General features: G+C 75.0%; 13 protein-coding genes and 2 pseudogenes. 6 read left to right on the top strand and 9 right to left on the bottom strand.

Features of this window, described 5'->3' with window-relative positions:
- Positions 1-347: 347 nt before the first annotated feature.
- A pseudogene (locus ACQYWQ_RS13245) lies at positions 348-566 on the top strand (Tn3 family transposase); the annotation flags it as partial.
- A 407-nt stretch (positions 567-973) separates the two neighbouring features.
- Here ACQYWQ_RS13245 and ACQYWQ_RS13240 read toward each other — a convergent pair.
- Complete coding sequence (locus ACQYWQ_RS13240; protein WP_431034703.1) at positions 974-1585, bottom strand: TetR/AcrR family transcriptional regulator; 612 nt, start codon at positions 1583-1585, stop codon at positions 974-976.
- A 144-nt stretch (positions 1586-1729) separates the two neighbouring features.
- On the opposite strand from ACQYWQ_RS13240, the gene ACQYWQ_RS13235 reads away from it, so the two are divergent.
- Both ACQYWQ_RS13235 and ACQYWQ_RS13230 read left to right on the top strand, forming a co-directional pair.
- A complete protein-coding gene (locus ACQYWQ_RS13235) occupies positions 1730-2464 on the top strand; it encodes an SDR family NAD(P)-dependent oxidoreductase (protein ID WP_431034701.1) in 735 nt (244 codons plus the stop codon).
- Between the two features lie 32 nt (positions 2465-2496).
- Positions 2497-3120, top strand: coding sequence for an NADPH-dependent F420 reductase (locus tag ACQYWQ_RS13230; RefSeq protein WP_431034699.1), 624 nt, complete (start codon positions 2497-2499; stop codon positions 3118-3120).
- A gap of 538 nt (positions 3121-3658) precedes the next feature.
- Here ACQYWQ_RS13230 and ACQYWQ_RS13225 read toward each other — a convergent pair.
- The 4 genes and pseudogenes from ACQYWQ_RS13225 to ACQYWQ_RS13210 form a co-directional block, all read right to left on the bottom strand.
- On the bottom strand, positions 3659-3964 hold the full coding sequence (locus ACQYWQ_RS13225) for a hypothetical protein (protein WP_431034697.1): 306 nt from the start codon (positions 3962-3964) through the stop codon (positions 3659-3661).
- Entirely contained in the window at positions 3961-5010 is a 1050-nt protein-coding gene (locus ACQYWQ_RS13220) for a phosphotransferase family protein (RefSeq protein ID WP_431034695.1), read from the bottom strand. Before ACQYWQ_RS13220 ends, ACQYWQ_RS13225 begins: the two co-directional genes overlap by 4 nt.
- Positions 5011-5572: 562 nt before the next feature.
- Positions 5573-6469 (bottom strand): annotated as a pseudogene (locus ACQYWQ_RS13215) (ThuA domain-containing protein); the annotation flags it as partial.
- A gap of 198 nt (positions 6470-6667) precedes the next feature.
- Positions 6668-8065 carry an NAD(P)/FAD-dependent oxidoreductase gene (locus ACQYWQ_RS13210; protein ID WP_431039175.1) on the bottom strand — a complete coding sequence of 466 codons (1398 nt, stop codon included), beginning with the start codon at positions 8063-8065 and terminating at the stop codon, positions 6668-6670.
- Between the two features lie 110 nt (positions 8066-8175).
- On the opposite strand from ACQYWQ_RS13210, the gene ACQYWQ_RS13205 reads away from it, so the two are divergent.
- Positions 8176-9099 (top strand): aminoglycoside phosphotransferase family protein, encoded by a 924-nt coding sequence (locus ACQYWQ_RS13205; protein WP_431034693.1) that lies wholly within the window; start codon positions 8176-8178, stop codon positions 9097-9099.
- A 302-nt stretch (positions 9100-9401) separates the two neighbouring features.
- Here ACQYWQ_RS13205 and ACQYWQ_RS13200 read toward each other — a convergent pair whose 3' ends face one another.
- Positions 9402-10343 carry an alpha/beta hydrolase gene (locus tag ACQYWQ_RS13200; protein ID WP_431034691.1) on the bottom strand — a complete coding sequence of 314 codons (942 nt, stop codon included), beginning with the start codon at positions 10341-10343 and terminating at the stop codon, positions 9402-9404.
- A gap of 250 nt (positions 10344-10593) precedes the next feature.
- On the opposite strand from ACQYWQ_RS13200, the gene ACQYWQ_RS13195 reads away from it, so the two are divergent.
- Positions 10594-11094 (top strand): GNAT family N-acetyltransferase, encoded by a 501-nt coding sequence (locus ACQYWQ_RS13195; RefSeq protein WP_431034689.1) that lies wholly within the window; start codon positions 10594-10596, stop codon positions 11092-11094.
- Between the two features lie 220 nt (positions 11095-11314).
- Here ACQYWQ_RS13195 and ACQYWQ_RS13190 read toward each other — a convergent pair whose 3' ends face one another.
- Positions 11315-11674, bottom strand: coding sequence for a hypothetical protein (locus tag ACQYWQ_RS13190; RefSeq protein WP_431034688.1), 360 nt, complete (start codon positions 11672-11674; stop codon positions 11315-11317).
- 84 nt (positions 11675-11758) lie between these two features.
- Positions 11759-12769 carry a zinc-binding dehydrogenase gene (locus tag ACQYWQ_RS13185; RefSeq protein WP_431034687.1) on the bottom strand — a complete coding sequence of 337 codons (1011 nt, stop codon included), beginning with the start codon at positions 12767-12769 and terminating at the stop codon, positions 11759-11761.
- A 1133-nt stretch (positions 12770-13902) separates the two neighbouring features.
- Between ACQYWQ_RS13185 and ACQYWQ_RS13180 the strand changes: the two genes are divergently transcribed.
- Positions 13903-14625, top strand: a complete 723-nt coding sequence (locus ACQYWQ_RS13180) for a pentapeptide repeat-containing protein (RefSeq protein ID WP_431034686.1) — start codon at positions 13903-13905, stop codon at positions 14623-14625.
- A 28-nt stretch (positions 14626-14653) separates the two neighbouring features.
- On the opposite strand, the gene ACQYWQ_RS13175 is transcribed toward ACQYWQ_RS13180, so the two are convergent.
- Positions 14654-15154: a hypothetical protein gene (locus tag ACQYWQ_RS13175; protein ID WP_431034685.1), complete on the bottom strand. Its 501-nt coding sequence runs from the start codon at positions 15152-15154 to the stop codon at positions 14654-14656.
- Between the last annotated feature and the right edge of the window lie 151 nt (positions 15155-15305).

Genomic DNA, 15305 nt, shown 5'->3' with positions numbered 1-15305 from the left:
GGGGAGGCGGCGGTGCGCTTCGCCGTGGTGGTGGCGGCGCTGCCCGTGTCGACCTGTCGGAGGCCCCGCTGGAGGTGTTCTCCCGGGCGGGCGCCGGGACGGGGCCGCCACGAACGTGACGGCGGCAAGCCCCCGAGATGATCGTCCGGACGCCGCGCACCACAGCGGCGTCGTCTTCGGGCCGCTCACCCCGGCGCGATTCGCGTACCCGCCGCGGCTCGCCGACCTGCCGGATCAGCCGACGCGGCGTATCGAGCGCGCCACCGACCGCGGCGCCTTCGAGAACGCCGCCCGCGGCCGCGGTCCGCGTCGTCAGGATCGAGCGCCATTGAGAGGGCGTCTTCCGGATCACCGGCTCCCTCCACACCGGCGCCGTCCGCGCGTACGGCGTGATCCTCCTGATGCCGGGGGGCGGGCGCCCCACCCCGCGCCGCGACGCGGTCGCCCGCTACGGGCGGATCGCCAGGACCCCGCACCTCCTGTGCCTGGCCGTCGCGCCCGGCCACCGGCGGCAGACCATGAGCCAGGGGGACCTCCGTGAAGGCCGCCACTCCCTCGCCCGGAGATCTTCCACGGCCGGTCCGGGCGGCTCCACCGGCGCCACCAGGACAGGAGGGAGGACCGGGTCGGCGCCCTGGGCGCCTTGTCCTCCCCGCACTCGCGCTGGTCACCGCGCGGTACGCGAACGCCGCGGTGAACCGGCCCGGCCGCGGGCGGACGGCCTCGGCGGCCGCGACAAGGACGCCGCCCGCCTCGCCCCGTTCGGGCGGCACCGCATCGACACGTTGGGCCGGTGTTCCTTCCCGCCCCCGGCCCGCCCCCCGACCCGGCCGACGGCCTGCGGCCCGTGCGCGCCCCGGACGCCGCCGACGACGGGGGGACGACGAACCGGCCCATGCCGGGTGGCCGATGTCGCGTACCTGCGGGGGCCGCGCGACCGGAAGCTCGTCGAGTCCGGCCGCGGAGTGCCACGTCAGCTCGACGCTTCCTCGCGTCGCCGGTCGTCGTCGGCCGCGGCGGGGATGGCGTTGTCGATGAGGACGGCGGCGATGGCGGCGGCGGTGGGGAAGGTGTCGGCGTTGAGGACCCGGGTGCGGGCGGCGGCGCCGTCGATGAGCAGCGCGAGCTGCTCGCCGAGTTGTTCGGGGTCGGCGGCGCCGGCTTCGCGGGCGGTGTCGGCGAGCCGGGCGGCAACGGCCTTCTTGTAGTCGCGCGCGTACTGGGATGCGGGGTGGCCGGGGTCGTGGAGTTCGACGGCGGCGCTGATGTACGGGCACAAGGGCGTGGTGGCAGGGACATCGAAGACGGCGAGGAGCCGTTCACGGGGTGTGAGGTCGGTGCGGTCGAACACGGCGGACAGAACCGAGGGGTCGAACCGGCGCAGGTATTCGGCGACGAGTTCGTCCTTGCCGCCGAAGTGCTGGTAGGCCGTGCGCTTGGACACCTCGGCCGCCGCGCAGAGCTGGTCCATGCCGGTGCGGTTGATGCCCTGCTCGCGGAACAGCTTCTGAGACGCGCCGAGGATGCGCTCGCGGGCGCCCCGGCCGCGGCGGCGGCCCGTGGGGCCCTTCTCCAACTCCGTCATGACCCCATGCTACCCCGGCAGGGTAACGATCGGTGTACATAGTTTGCGCCGCAGCGAGCCGCCCCATACGCTACATACACAGGGCGGTGTACATAACGCTGCCGCTTCAGGTGCGCCCGGCACCATCGACCCGAGGGAACGACAATGGGAAAGCTCGACGGCAAGGTCGCGGTCATCACCGGCGGCACCACCGGCATGGCGCTGGCCGGCGCGAAACTCTTCGTCGAAGAGGGAGCGCACGTCTTCCTCACCGGCCGCCGCCAGGACGCCCTGGACGAGGCTGTGAAGCAGATCGGCCGCAACGTCACCGGCGTGCGGGGCGACGCCGCCGACCTGGACGACCTGGACCGCCTGTACGCCACCGTCAAGCGGGAGAAGGGCAGCCTCGACGTGCTGTGGGCCAGCGCCGGCGGCGGCGAGCCCGCCCCGCTCGGCGAGATCACCGAGGCCCAGTTCGACACGTGGTTCGGGCTCAACGCCCGCGGCACCCTGTTCACCGTCCAGAAGGCCCTCCCGCTCTTCAACGACGGCGGCTCCATCCTCATGACCGGCTCCAACGCCTCCCTCGGCGCCTTCCCCGGCTGGAGCGTCTACGCCGGCAGCAAGGCCGTCCAGCAGGCCTGGGCCCGTATCTGGCTCAACGAGCTCAAGGACCGCCGCATCCGCGTCAACGTCCTGACTCCCGGCCAGGTCGCCACCGCCAAACAGGAAGAACTCTTCGACGAGGCCACCAAGCGCCACTTCGAGTCCCTCATCCCCCGCGGCCGGATGGGCAGGCCCGACGAAATCGCCACCGCCGCGCTCTTCCTCGCCTCCGACGACTCCAGCTACGTCAACGGCATGGAACTCGTCGCCGACGGCGGCACCACCGCCCTCTGAACCCACCCCCCACACCCAGGGCAGGACGACTCATGAGCACCATCAGCATCATCGGCACCGGGAACATGGCCCGCACCATCGGCGCGCGGGCGATAGCGGGCGGCAACACCGTCGAGATTACGGGCCGGGACCGGTCCAAGGCCGCTGACCTGGCCAAGGCTCTCGGTGACGGCGCCACGACCGCGGAATGGGGCACCGCCCCGACCGGGGACATCGTCATCGTGGCCCTGTTGCACGACGGTGTCGTACCGGCCATCACCCGGTACGGAGACGCACTCGCGGGCAAGGTCATCGTCGACATCAGCAACCCCTTCAACGCCACCTTCGACGGGCTGGCCCACCGCGCGGAGACCTCGATCGCGCAGGAAGCCGCCAAGGCGGCCCCGGCCGGCGCCAGCGTGGTCAAGGCGTTCAACACCATCTTCCGGCACGTCCTGGAGAAGGGCCGTCCCGACGTCTTCCTCGCCGGCGACAACGAGCGGGCCAAGGCAAGCGTGGAGGCGTTCGTCGAGAGCCTCGGGCTGCGCCCGCTGGACGTCGGCGGCCTCGCGATGGCGCACTGGCTGGAAGGAGCCGGCGTGGTCACGGTGGGCCTCGCCAACCACGGGGTGGGGAACGCGGACTTCGCCCTCGGCATCACCGAACTCACCGCCTGAGCACATGGTGGACGGGTGCCCGCCGCTGCACACTGCGACGGGCACCGGGCGGCACCCGGGCCGCGCGAGGCAGGTCTGCCCGTACGACGCCTGGACCCGGCCGGTGTCCGGGCGGACGCGGCAGGGGCCGAGGACCTTCCCGGCCCCGGTTCGCGGTGGTGACGAACACCGTCCCGCAGGTGTGGCGCGGCTCCCGGAGGCGGACGTCGCGGCGGGGTGATCAGCCGGTCAACGGCCATCTTCGAGCGCCGGGGTCCACGAGTCCGGCGGAGGCTTGCGCTTCGCCCACGGCCAAACTGCCGGGCCGGCGTGGCCGTGCGCGGCACACCAGCGCAGTCACGACGACACCGCCGCCCGGAGGGCGTTCACCCCGAGGGCGTGCCGCGTGGGCGGGGGCTCGTGTGCGTGTGCTGGACGCGTGTGTGACCGGGCGTCGGCGCCGCGCTCGGGGGTGTCCGGGCGGGGTGGGTCTCGTACCGCCGTCGTGGGGCGCGCGAGGGGGCGGCCCCGGAGCGTGGGCCGCGCGGGACCGGCGGGGTCAGGGAGTGCCGGGCGGGGGCGGGGAGACCGGGCGGCGGGCCTGGTGCTCGTACTCCCGCGGTGGGTGCAGGAGTTCGGGGCGGTCGTGCCAGTAGCGCGCGCCGTGGAGGTGGAGCATGGCCCAGTGCCACGCCTCGTCGTGGAAGACCAGCTCGCGGTACGGGGCCGACGCGGGTTCGTACGGGTAGCGGGCGAGTGCCCGCGCGTGCGCCTCGGCCGGGGTGCGGGAGCCGTGGTGTTCGAGCACCCAGGCGAAGGCGGCACGCTCCTCGCCCAGGTACGTCCGGTACTCCTCCTCGTTCATACTCCGCCCCAGCTCGCGCGCAGCCACGCGAGGGCCGCCTCGCCCTGCGCGCGCTGGAAGGGGCGCAGGGTGGGGAGGCCAGGCGGCGCGGGGCGGGCCGCGTCCGTGAGGAAGAGGCCCGCCAGGCCGACGAGGACCGTGGCGACCGCGGTGGGGTCCGCGCCGCGCGCGGTGAGGTGCGCGTCGAGCAGAGGGCGCAGTCCCGGGGCGCCCATGAGGACGCTCGGGCCCATCCCCACGACGTCGAACCACGCGGCACCCGTCGCGGCGTGCGGCCAGTCGACGAAGACGACGGGGCGCCCGGGGTCCCGCGTGAGGAGGAGGTTGTCCGCGCGCAGGTCGCAGTGGAGCAGCGTCGCCCCTGCCACCGCTTCCGGCCACCCGGCCTCGCGCTCCGCGAGGGCGGCGAGCCGGTCGCCGGCCCAGGCGGGCAGTACGGCGACGGTCGCCGCCGCCTCGGCTTCGCCCGCCTCGTACGCCTCCAGGAGGAGGCGCCAGCGCCGGAATCCGGCGTCCTCGGCCAGCGAGGGCGCGCCGATCGGCGGCGCGGGAGTGAGCCGCTCGGCAAGGGCCTCCGTCGCGCGCAGGACACGCGCGAGGTCCCGCGCCGACCAGGGTTCGCGCGGCTGACGGCCCGCGATCTCCTCGTACGCGAGGACGACCCAGCCCGCCACCTCCAGGCTGTCGACGAGGCGCGGGACGGGAACGGAGGCGGGGAGCGCGGCAGTGAGCGTGGCCTCCCTGCGGTGGAAGCCGGGCGAGCGCGGGTTCGGCTCCGGGCCCACGGCCTTGACGAACAGCCTTCTGCTGTCGCTGAGTTGGACCCGCGCGGCGACTCCGGGCGAGAAGCCCCCGGACTGTGTCACCGCCGATACGACCGCCGCGCCCCACCGCTCCTCGGCGCGCGTCCGTACGGGCGCGGGGACCCCCTCCCAGGGCAGACGGACCCCGGTGGCGGCGGGCGCGGACGGCGGCGGCACGGCGAGGGGCGGGGCGGCGAGGGGCGGGGCGGCGAGGGGCGCGGCGGGCTGGGGCTCCGGGGGCATGGGCCAAGGGTCCGGTGGGGGAGCGGGGGTGCGCAAGGTGATTTGCGGGTGGCGAGGGGGCCGGGGGCGCGGGGGCGGGTGCGCGGGGCCGGGGGCGCGGGTCGGGGTGCGGGGTCGGGGCTCGCGTCCCGGGTGATCGGGGGCAGGGGGTGCGGGGTCGGGGCCCGCGTACTGATTGCGCGGGGCCGGGGTGGGGGCTCGGGCCCGGCGTCATTCCTCGCCCGCCGCCCGTCGCGGCGCTGCCCCCGTCACCCGACTCCCTCATCGCCTGGGCCGTCGACCGTGCCGCCTTCCCGCCGGGCGGCGAGGGCGGGCCTGGCAGCCGACCGGGCGGCGGCCCGGGCGGCCCCGCGCCTCACTGCGGGGCAGCAACCCGAGGACGTACAGGCGGAGGTGGAGTGCGCTCTCCTGGCCGGAGTGGCGCGCCGCGCGGTGCGCCCACCCGGACGTGGCGCCCTCGCCCCCGGACGCGCCCGCATCGCCGTCGCCTCGGGCATCCGGTGAGCGGCCCTGCGGGTGAGGGGCGTGAGGGGGAGCGGGGGGGGCGTGCGGAGGCTCAGTTGCCCGCGAGCCAGCGCAGGCCGTCCAGGAGGAAACCGTTCTGAAGGGGCTCGGCGAACGTCGACGAGAGACGCTGGTTCGTGTCGTAGTTCATCGCGTTGTGGCCGAAGTTCGCATACAGCATGCGGTAGTCGGTGTTCGTCCACAGGATCGGGTAGTCGCCGTCGTACCAGGACTGATCGGGGTCGGTGCCGAGCGGGAAGCTCGACGGGTCGACGGAGGCGAGGACGTCGATGTCCGGGTTGGAACGGAGGTTGTTCGACCAGCTGTACCACTCGCTGACCGAGGACGTGAACGTCTCGGGGAGCCCCGTGGTCGCGGGATGGCCGCGGTCCTCGACACGGAGGGTCGCCGAGGTGGGGCCCCACGTGTTGGAGCGGAAGTCGCCGCTGCCGAGGAACTGGTCGTAGTACCAGGGCCATTCCCCCGCGTCCGTCGTGAACGCCGAGACGTGGAAGCCGAGCCAGCCGCCACCGTTTTCCATGTACGTCTGGAATCCCGCCCGTTGGGCGGCGTCGTGCGGCGCGTCGTCGAGGAAGACCACCACGTCGTACGCGGCGAGCGCGCCCGCGTCCGCGAGGCGGCCCCAGTCGTTCGTCGCCGTGTACGTGAAGCCGTTCTCGGCGCCCGCCTGCGGGAACCACTCGTTGGCCTCGTGCACGAAGTCGATGTGGGCGGCGTCCCACGTGCCGTTGTAGAAGGCGAGCACTTTGACGTCGGCGGCGGGGGCGGGGGCGGCGAGCGCGGGCGAGGCGGCGCCCAGGCCGAGGAGGAGGGCGAGCGGGAGGAGGAGGCGAAGGAGGGAGCGGGTCAGGGGGTGGCGGCGGCCGGGGCGTGGGGGGTGCGGTGCGGGCACAGGGGGTCCTTCCGGGTGGGGCCGGACGGGCGGGATGGGCATGTCATGGCTATGACAACTGAAGGCGTGGCGTGGGGGCCGTGCCTTGAGCGTTCACCCTGTGATTGAAGGGCCGGTAGAAAGCGCTGTCAAGGAGTCGCGCACGTAAAGGAGTTGAGGGTGACGAGCGAGGGCGGGGGCGGTGGGCCGCACCTTGGAAGCCGCCTCCCTCGTCGTCCGTCCCCCCTCGCGTGGCGGGGCCTACCTCCCCGCCACCCGGTCCGCCCACCGGGCCAGGCGCGCCGTCCCCGGCGCGTACGTGCGGGCTTCGCCCCGGTCCGCGGCCCGGTACGCCGCGTACATCGTGCGGACACCGAGCCAGCGCAGCGGCTCCGGCTCCCACTTGCGGACGCGGTGGTCGACCCAGGGGAGCGCCGTGAGCGCGGTCGGGCCGCCCTGGCCCGAGTCCTGGCACACCAGGTCGCGCAGCGTGCGCGCGGCGAGGTTGCTCGTCGCGACGCCCGAACCGACGTACCCGCCCGCCCAGCCGAGCCCCGTCGACCTGTCCAGGCACACCGTCGCGCACCAGTCGCGCGGCACACCGAGCACCCCCGACCACGCGTGCGCCACCCGCGCCCCCGCGAGCTGCGGGAACAGCTTCACGAGGAGTTCCCGCAGGTTCGTGACGGTGGCGGGCCGCGTACGGCCGTCGTTGTCCGTCCGCGAGCCGTAGCGGTAGGGGACGCCCCTGCCGCCCAGCGCGATGCGGTCGTCCGCCGTGCGCTGCGCGTACAGGTACGCGTGCGCGAAGTCCCCCAGCGTCTCGCGCCCCTCCCAGCCCGCCTGTTCCCAGAAGGCGGCGGGCAGCGGCTCCGTCACGATCATCGAGGAGTTCATCGGCAGCCACGTGCGCCGCTGCCCCTTGAGCCCCGCGGTGAAGCCCTCGGTGCAGCGCAGCACGTACGGGGCGCGCACGGTCCCGTAGGGCGTCACCGCGTGCTGCGGCCGTATCTCCGTGACCGGCGTCGACTCGTGAATCCGTACGCCGATTTCCTCGGCCTTCGCCGCCAACCCCCGTACCAGCTTCGCCGGTTGCAGCCGGGCCCCGTGCGGCGTCCACGTCGAGGCGACCGCGCCCGCGACCCGTATCCGCGCCGCCGTGTCCCGCGCCCCGTACAGCTCCCTGTCGGCCTGGCCGTACGCCAACTCCTCGTCGTGGAAGGCCCGCAGGCGCGCCGCCTGCGCGGGTGTCGTCGCGACTTCGAGCACCCCGCCGCGCACGAGATCGGCGTCGATGCCCTCCGCCTCCGTCGTCCGCACGACCTCGGCGACCGTGTCGTTCATCGCCCGCTGGAGCCGCACGGCGGCGTCCCTGCCGTGCAGCCGCGCGTACCGCTCCCGCCCCGCGATCCCGTTGTACAGCCAGCCGCCGTTGCGGCCCGACGCCCCGTAGCCGCAGAAGGAGCGTTCGAGCACGGCGACGTCGAGGTACGGGAGCGCGCGCTTGAGGTAGTACGCCGTCCACAGCCCCGTGTACCCGCCCCCGACCACGCACACATCGGCGCGCGTGTCCCCGGCGAGCGGCTCGCGCGGCGCGGGCAGCCCCTCGCGCGCCCACCAGTACGAGATCCCGCCGTTCACGACGCCCTCGCCGTCCATCCCGATCCGCCTTCCTCGGTGCGGCACGGCCTCACCGTGCCGCCGCGCAGGTGGGGGACGGTATCCGGTCCGGGGGGCCGGGGGTAGTGCGGCGCCCGTACCCTTCCCCTATGGCCGCTTCCGTCCCCTTCGCCGTCCCCGCCCGCTTCGCCGAGTACCAGCGGCGGCACGAGGGCGCGGCGGGCACCGCCTTCGTGGCGGCCGCTCCCGCGATGGCCGCACGGCGCCTGGAACGGTGGTCCCTGCGCCCCGAAGGACGGGTGCGGCACGGGGTCGCCGCGCTCGTCCTGCCCGTACGCACGACGGACGGCGAACGGGCCGTGCTCAAAGTGCAGTTGAGGAACGAGGAGACGGTGGGGGAGGGCGCGGCACTGCGCGCGTGGGACGGGGACGGGGCGGTGCGCGTCCTCGGGGAGGACGCGGAACGGCTGGGCGAGGGCCCCGGCGCGCCCGAAGTCTCCTGGCTGCTGCTCGAACGACTCGACACGGTACGGGACTTGAACGACATCCAGGAGGCGCGTGCGGCGCTGCGCCCGCTCGCCGCGCTCCTCGCGCGCCTGACCGCCGTACGGGCCCCGGCCGGGCTGCGGCGGCTCGACGACGTGGCCGACGCCCTCCTCGTCCGCGCGGCGAAGGCCACCCCGCAGGACGCGGCGACGCGCGCCCTGATCGCGGACTGCGCCGCCGCGTTGCGCGCCGTACGGAGTGAAGGCCCCTCCGGCGACCGGCTGTTGCACTGGGACCTGCACTACGGCAACGTCCTCGCAGCCCGCCGCGAACCCTGGCTCGCCATCGACCCCAAACCCCTCGCGGGCGACCCCGCCTTCGACCTCCTCCCCGCCCTCACCAACCGCTACGACCCCGCCGACACCGCCCGCCGTTTCGCCGCGCTCACCGAGGCGATCGGCGCGGACCGCGAGCGGGCGGCGGCATGGACGCGGGGGCGCGTACTCCAGGCGGTGGTGTGGGAGGTGGAGGAGGGGCGCGAAGTGGGGCGGATGTGGGGGGAGTTGGCGGGAGCGGTACGGGGGTGAGTGAGCGCGGCGGCGGGCGGGAGTGATACGGGGGTGTGTCGGCGGGGGGGCGGGCGGGCGCGCCGCGTGGCGGGGCGGGGATCGTTGGTTGGGGCGGAAGGCGTCGGGGCCGGGCGGGGGCGGTCGGGGCCGGGTGGGGCCGGGCGGGGGTGGTCGGGGCCGGGTGGGGCCGGGTGGGGCCGGGTGGCGGCGGGGTGTCCGTACCGTACGCGCGCCGCGCCCCGTACCCGTATGCGCCCTGTATACCCGTACCCCGCCCCGCGCCCGTGGGCGCCCGCGTTGGTCAGGCCGCTGTGGCCGGGTCAGGCCGCTGTGGCCGCCGTGGTGCCCGGCTCCGCCCGCAAGTGCCGTCCCAGGAAACGTGCCGCGCTGTCCGCCTCCACGGAGCGCGGGAAGTCGGCGTGCCCGCCCGCGTGGGCGTGCAGGCTCTTCTCCCGCGAGCCGAAGGCGTCGAAGAGGGCGAGGGCCGCCTCGCGCGGGATGCGCTCGTCGTCCCACTGCACCGCGTACTCGACGGGCACGGTGATCCGCCGGGCCGCGTCACCGAGCGCGTCGGGCCAGTGGAGGCCGAGGACGGCGGCGCGGATGCGCGGCTCGGCGGCGACGAGCGGCACACCGATCGCGGTACCGAGGCCCACGCCGACGTATCCCACGGGCCCGTCGATTTCCGGAAGTTGGACGAGTGCGTCGATGAGCGCGCGGTACTCGGGCACGGCGATCTCGGCGAGCCGGGCGTTGTACGGGACGACGACGGGGCCTTCGGGTGCGCCCGCCGCTTGCGCCTCGCGCAGCGCGGCCACGTCCCGCTCGTCCCGCGCGTCGCGCGGCCGCTCGCCGTGGCCCGGCGCGTCGAGCACCGCGACGTGGAAGCCGAAGCCCGTCACGAGCCCGTGCGCGCGGCCCGTCATCGCGCGGTGCTTCTTGTGGGCGCCGCCACCGTGGCCCATGAGGACGAGGGGGGCGGGGGAGGGGACGGTCGCGGGGGCGGATGAGGAGAGGGCGGTGGGGGTGGTCGTGGAGACGGACGCGGGCGCGGGCGTCGGGGCGGGCGTCGGGGTGGACGCGGGCGCGGGCGTGGAGGCGGACGCGGGGGCGGGCGTGGAGGCGGAGGCGGGCGCGGTCGTGGGGGTGGCCGCGAGGGGCGACCAGAGGACGCCGGGGATGTCGCCGAGGGTGAAATCGCGGGTGAGCACGCCGTCCGTGGAGGACGCGGCGGTGAACGCGAGAGGGTACGAAGAGTGCACGGTGGTGCCTTTCGGGAGTGCCAGGTGTTCAGGCGCTCCCGGCGGGCCTACCTCGGCCGCCGGCCGTGACGCGAAAAGGGGAGCACCCACGTCGGAAAAGCGTTCATGGGTCCCTCACCTCCTCGGGCGGTGTCACGGTCGACCGCAAAATATCAGCCACCCTCGCCGTCCTCCACCCCTTTTCCCGCGCGCTCGCGGCGCCCCGCCCGCCTTGCGGGAATGTCCGCTTCCGGGCGGTTAGCCTGCGCGAATGAGTGAGAAAAGCGGCGGGTACGAGGGTGAGATCAGGACCGCGCGCCCCGAGGACCTGGTCGAGATCTACGCGATGGTCACGGAACTCGCGGCGTACCACGAAGCCCTGCACGAGCTGCGGGCCACCGAGGAGGAGATCGGCGACGCGCTCTTCGGCGAGGACGCGATGGCGTGCGCGTACCTCGCGCGGACTCCGCAAGGCGCGACAGCGGGTTTCGCGCTCTGGTACCGCAACTTCTCGACCTGGCGCGGCCGCCCCGGCATCTACCTGGAGGACCTCTACGTGCGGCCCGCGTTCCGGGGCGGCGGCCACGGCAAGGCGCTGCTCGCCGCGCTCGCCCGCACCTGCGTGGAACGGGGCTACGAACGCCTCGAATGGTCCGTACTCGACTCGAACACGTCGACCGTCGCCTTCTACGAGTCGATGGGCGCCCACCCGCACACCGGCTGGACCGAGTTCCGGCTCACGGGCGAGAGCCTGCGACAGCTGGGAAGTTGAGGACGCGGGGGAGCGTGGGGGGCGGGTGAGGCGGGGTGCGCGGAGGCGGGAGCGTGCGGCCGGGCGGGGGCGTGTGGCCGGGCGGGGGCGTGTGGTGGCCGTGCGGAGGCGGGGGGGGGGTGTGTGGAGGCCGGGGGCGCGCGGAGGCGGGGGCGGGAGCGTGCGGAGGCGGGGGGTGTGCGGGCGTGGGGAGTGTCCGGGTGCGGGATGCCGGGAGGTGTCAGCGTGCGCCGTCCTCCCACGGGTTCGCCCAGTCGCACACGGGGCAGGCGTAGCGCCCGTTGAGCCCGGCGACGAGGGTGCCGCAGCGCTGGCAGGGGGTCTGTGTGAGTCGGCGCAGGACGGCGCGGGCGGGGGCCGGGGCGTCCTGCGCGGGATCGGCTGGAGACTCGGGCGAGGGGGCGGCCGTCAAAGGGGCGGTCGCCAAGGGGGCGGTGGCCAAGGGGGCTGTGGCCGGTAAGGGGGCGGTGGCCGGTATGGGGGTCTCCGGGGCGGGGCTGTCCTGCGCCGGGGTGTCCTGGGCGGGTATGCCCGGCGCGGAGGGCCCCGGGGTGGGGAGTTCCTGGGCGGAATCCGTCATGTGGGCACATTAACCGGGCGCGGGCGCGGTAGATACGCCTCCGTTTGTACGGACCGTACGGTTCCCCCGGCGGGGCCGGGTCCCTCACGGCTCCAGGACGACCTTCCCCACCGTCCCCCGCTCCTCCAGCGCCCGGTGCGCGGCTGCCGCCTCGCGCAGCGGGAAGCGGTGCACGACGGGGCGGAGCCGGCCCGCCGCCGCCTCGGCGAAGGCGCGGCGCTGGAGCGCGCCGAGGGGGTCGGGACCGCCCTCGCGTGCCGCCATCGCGGGCCCCACGGTCCGCTCGTACGACTGCGAGCGCGCCTTCAACTCCTCGTCCTCCGGGACGAATCCGGGCCCCGTGGCCTCGGCGCCCCGGCTCGACCAGCCGTGCACGAGGTAGCGGCCGCCGTCCGCGAGGAGCCCGTACGCCTCCCGTGCCACCTCACCGCCGACGCCGTCGACGACGACCGTGACGGGCCGTTCGGCGCCCAGTGCCTCACGGACGCGCGCGGGCCAGTCGGGGCGGGTGTAGTCGAGGGCGTGCGCCGCGCCGTTCTCCCGTACGACACGAGTCTTCGCAGGACCGCCCGCGAGGCCGACGACGGTCGCCCCCGCGCCGCTCGCGTACTGCGTGAGCAGGATGCCGAGGCCCCCGGCCGCCGCCGGGATCAGCACGGTGTCGGCGGGTGAGAGGGGCGCGAAGTTGAGGATGCCGAGCGCGGTACGGCCCGTGCCGACGAGGGCGACGGCGGCGCCGAGGTCCAGTTCATCGGGGACCGGCAGCAGGGCGGCTGCGGGCACGAGGGCGCGCGCGGCGTAGCCGCCGGGGGCGTCGCCGAGGTGCGCGGCGACTCTCGCCCCGTACAGCGCAGGGTTCGTACCGTCCCCGCGTCCGCTCACGATCCCGGCCACCTCGCGCCCCGGCACGGTGGGCAGTGCGGGAAGCGCGGGCATCGGGCCCCGTACGCCGGAGCGCAGCCGCGTGTCGATGAGATGCACCCCGGCGGCCCGCACGTCGACCACGACCTCGCCCGGCCCCGGCACGGGATCGGGCACCTCTTCGGGGACGAGGACACCGGGCGGGCCGAAGCGGTGCATACGGACGGCGAGCATGGCGGGCGACTCCCCTACGGGCGTGACGGTCCGGTCCCCGGCCCCAACAACGCCCGCCGCGAAGGTATTTCGGGCCCGCATTGTCCGTGGCGTGCGGCAGGGCGGCGGACACGGTGAGGGAGAAGCGGGGGAGGGCCCTGCTGACGGGCGCGGCGGGGCGGATCGGCGCGGGGGTGCGCGCGGGGCTGCGGGAGCGGGCCTCGCGGGTGGTGCTCGTGGACCGGGTCGCGCCGGACTACGTGGCGGAGGGGAGGAGTTCGTACGGGCCGACCTGCGTGATGCCGGGTATTGGTGGGGCGGGGGAAGGGGCGGAGGGGAGGGGAGGGGGCGGAGGTGGGGGTCGGGGGAGGGGCGGTGCGGGCGTTGGGGGGCGGGGTGCGGGGAGGGGAGGTGCAGGGTGGGGCCGACGTTGGGGGAGGGGTGTGGGGCGGTGTGGGGCGGTTCGGTGTGGTTGTCAGGGAAGGTAGCGCATATCCCTGGGGCGGTGCGTTGGCGGGGAGATGGTCGCCACTCGGACGAGTGAGAGGATTTTCGGGTTCGGCGAAGTTATCCACAGATTGCGGGGATTGGTGGGGGTGGGGGCGGGGGGTGCGGAAGGATTGGTATTGGGGTCGCCCCCCTGGGAGGGCGGGGGCTGCCCGGAGGCAGGCGCGGTCGTCCCGTGGCGTGCGTGGCCTGCCCGGAGGCAGGTAGGGGCTGCGCCGGGGCAACGCGGAGGGCGCTCTGGCGGGTAGGGGCTCTCGGAGGCGGGCGGTGGGGGCTGCGCCGGGTAGGCGGGGCCGTTCCGTGGCGGGCGTGTACTGCCCGGAGGTGGTGGGGGCTACTCGGAGGCGGCTGGGGGCCGTCCCGGGGCAGGCGCCGTCGTCCCGTGGCGTGCGGGGGCTGTCCGGAGGCGGGTGAGGGCTGCGCCGGGTAGGCGGGGCGGCCGTGCCGGTGCGAGTGCGGACTTCCCGGAGGGGGGCACGGGCCGTGCCCGAGCCGGGCAGGGGCCGCCCCAAGACAGCCAGGCGTCCTCGCAAGAGGGGCAGGACCGCCCGAAACCGGCGTCGTGAACGGTCTCCCGCGCCCGCCTCCCTCCCCTCCCCCTGCGGGCGACATACGCGCCTGTCAGTGGCGTACGGCACAGTGACCCCATGACCTCACGCCCCGCCCGTCGTCCCCCCTCCACCGCCCCGCGCGCCGCGCGGCGGACGCCTGCCGTACGGCCGCCGCGCAGGCCGGAGTTGCGGTTGCCCCCGCTCGTCGAGCCGCCCGGCTGGGGGCTCGTGCCGGACGGGGACTACGACGGGGTCGAATGGCGCGGGGACGCGCTCGACGACGGGGACGCGGGCGGCGCCTCGTTCCTCGACTGCCTCCTGAGCGAGTGCGGGCTCGGCGGTACGCGCCTGACGCGCGCGCGGTTCGTCGACTCGCGCCTCGAAGCGGTACGGGGCGTGGGAACGCAGCTCGCCGAGGCGACGCTGCGTGATGTCGAAGTGATCGACGCGCGGCTCGGCGGGACGCAGGCGCACGGGGCGGTTCTGGAACGCGTCGTCGTACGTGGCGGGAAGCTGGACTACCTCAATCTGCGCGGCGCGAAGCTCAAGGACGTCGTGTTCGAGGCGTGCGTGCTCGTCGAACCCGACTTCGGCGGGGCGAGCCTGGAGCGGGTCGCGTTCGTGGACTGCGTCGTGAAGGGCGCGGATCTCAACAAGGTGAGCCTCAGGGACGTGGACCTGCGGCAGGCCGCCGAGCTGAGCGTGGCCTCGGGGATCGGCGGGCTGCGCGGCGCCGCGATCAGCCCCGACCAGCTCATCGACCTCGCCCCCGCGCTCGCGGCCGAGCTGGGGATGCGGGTTCTGGACCTGGGGGAGTGATCTTTGGGAGACCCGGGAGAGTGACGGCTCAGGACACGCGCGGGAAGCGGGCCCGCAGGTCCCACACCAGCGGGTTCTCGTCCAGCTCCTCGTGCATCTCGGTGAGGTCGGCGAGCAGGTCGTGGAGGAAGTCGCGTGCCTCCCTGCGCAGTTCGGCGTGCGCGAAGCTCAGCGGGCGCTCGCTCTCGGGCCGCCACTCCGCCTCGATGTCGACCCAGCCGAAGCGGCGCGCGAAGAGCAGCCGGTCCGACGACTCGGTGAAGTCCAGCTCCGCGTACTGCGGCTTGCTCGCCCTGCTCCCCATCGGGTCCTGGTCGAGCAGCTCGGCGATGTCGCACAGCGCCCACGCGAAGTCGAGCACCGGCACCCACCCCCAGGACGTCTCCACCTCCCGGTCCTCCTCCGTGTCCGCGAGATACACGTCCCCGAGAAACAGGTCGTGCCGCAGCGCGTACCGGTCGGCGCGCCGGTAGTCGGTCTGCGGCGAGTCGGGATGGCGACGGGAGAGGGCGTAACCGATGTCGAGCACGGGGGAATGGTGTCACGGAGGCGCGAGGCGCGGCCGAGCGGCAGGACGGACGGGGCGTTCACCGCCCCGGACGGCTTCGCCCCGTCGGGCCGCCGGGCCGAACCCCCAGCCCAGCCGGGCCCACTCCACCCCAGCCCAGCCCAGGCGCGAC

Origin of the sequence: Streptomyces sp. P6-2-1 (genome assembly GCF_050613165.1) — a bacterium.
Lineage (GTDB): Bacteria > Actinomycetota > Actinomycetes > Streptomycetales > Streptomycetaceae > Streptomyces.
The sequence above is the reverse complement of the archived record's forward strand: the minus strand, read 5'-3'. Positions and strand labels throughout refer to the sequence as shown.

Excerpts from the sequence above, each read along its gene's own strand:
- ACQYWQ_RS13240 (WP_431034703.1), bottom strand. The coding sequence starts at position 1,585 with ATGACGGAGTTGGAGAAGGGCCCCACGGGCCGCCGCCGCGGCCGGGGC.
- ACQYWQ_RS13235 (WP_431034701.1), top strand. The coding sequence starts at position 1,730 with ATGGGAAAGCTCGACGGCAAGGTCGCGGTCATCACCGGCGGCACCACC.
- ACQYWQ_RS13230 (WP_431034699.1), top strand. The coding sequence starts at position 2,497 with ATGAGCACCATCAGCATCATCGGCACCGGGAACATGGCCCGCACCATC.
- ACQYWQ_RS13225 (WP_431034697.1), bottom strand. The coding sequence starts at position 3,964 with ATGAACGAGGAGGAGTACCGGACGTACCTGGGCGAGGAGCGTGCCGCC.
- ACQYWQ_RS13220 (WP_431034695.1), bottom strand. The coding sequence starts at position 5,010 with ATGCCCCCGGAGCCCCAGCCCGCCGCGCCCCTCGCCGCCCCGCCCCTC.
- ACQYWQ_RS13210 (WP_431039175.1), bottom strand. The coding sequence starts at position 8,065 with ATGGACGGCGAGGGCGTCGTGAACGGCGGGATCTCGTACTGGTGGGCG.
- ACQYWQ_RS13205 (WP_431034693.1), top strand. The coding sequence starts at position 8,176 with ATGGCCGCTTCCGTCCCCTTCGCCGTCCCCGCCCGCTTCGCCGAGTAC.
- ACQYWQ_RS13195 (WP_431034689.1), top strand. The coding sequence starts at position 10,594 with ATGAGTGAGAAAAGCGGCGGGTACGAGGGTGAGATCAGGACCGCGCGC.
- ACQYWQ_RS13190 (WP_431034688.1), bottom strand. The coding sequence starts at position 11,674 with ATGACGGATTCCGCCCAGGAACTCCCCACCCCGGGGCCCTCCGCGCCG.
- ACQYWQ_RS13185 (WP_431034687.1), bottom strand. The coding sequence starts at position 12,769 with ATGCTCGCCGTCCGTATGCACCGCTTCGGCCCGCCCGGTGTCCTCGTC.
- ACQYWQ_RS13180 (WP_431034686.1), top strand. The coding sequence starts at position 13,903 with ATGACCTCACGCCCCGCCCGTCGTCCCCCCTCCACCGCCCCGCGCGCC.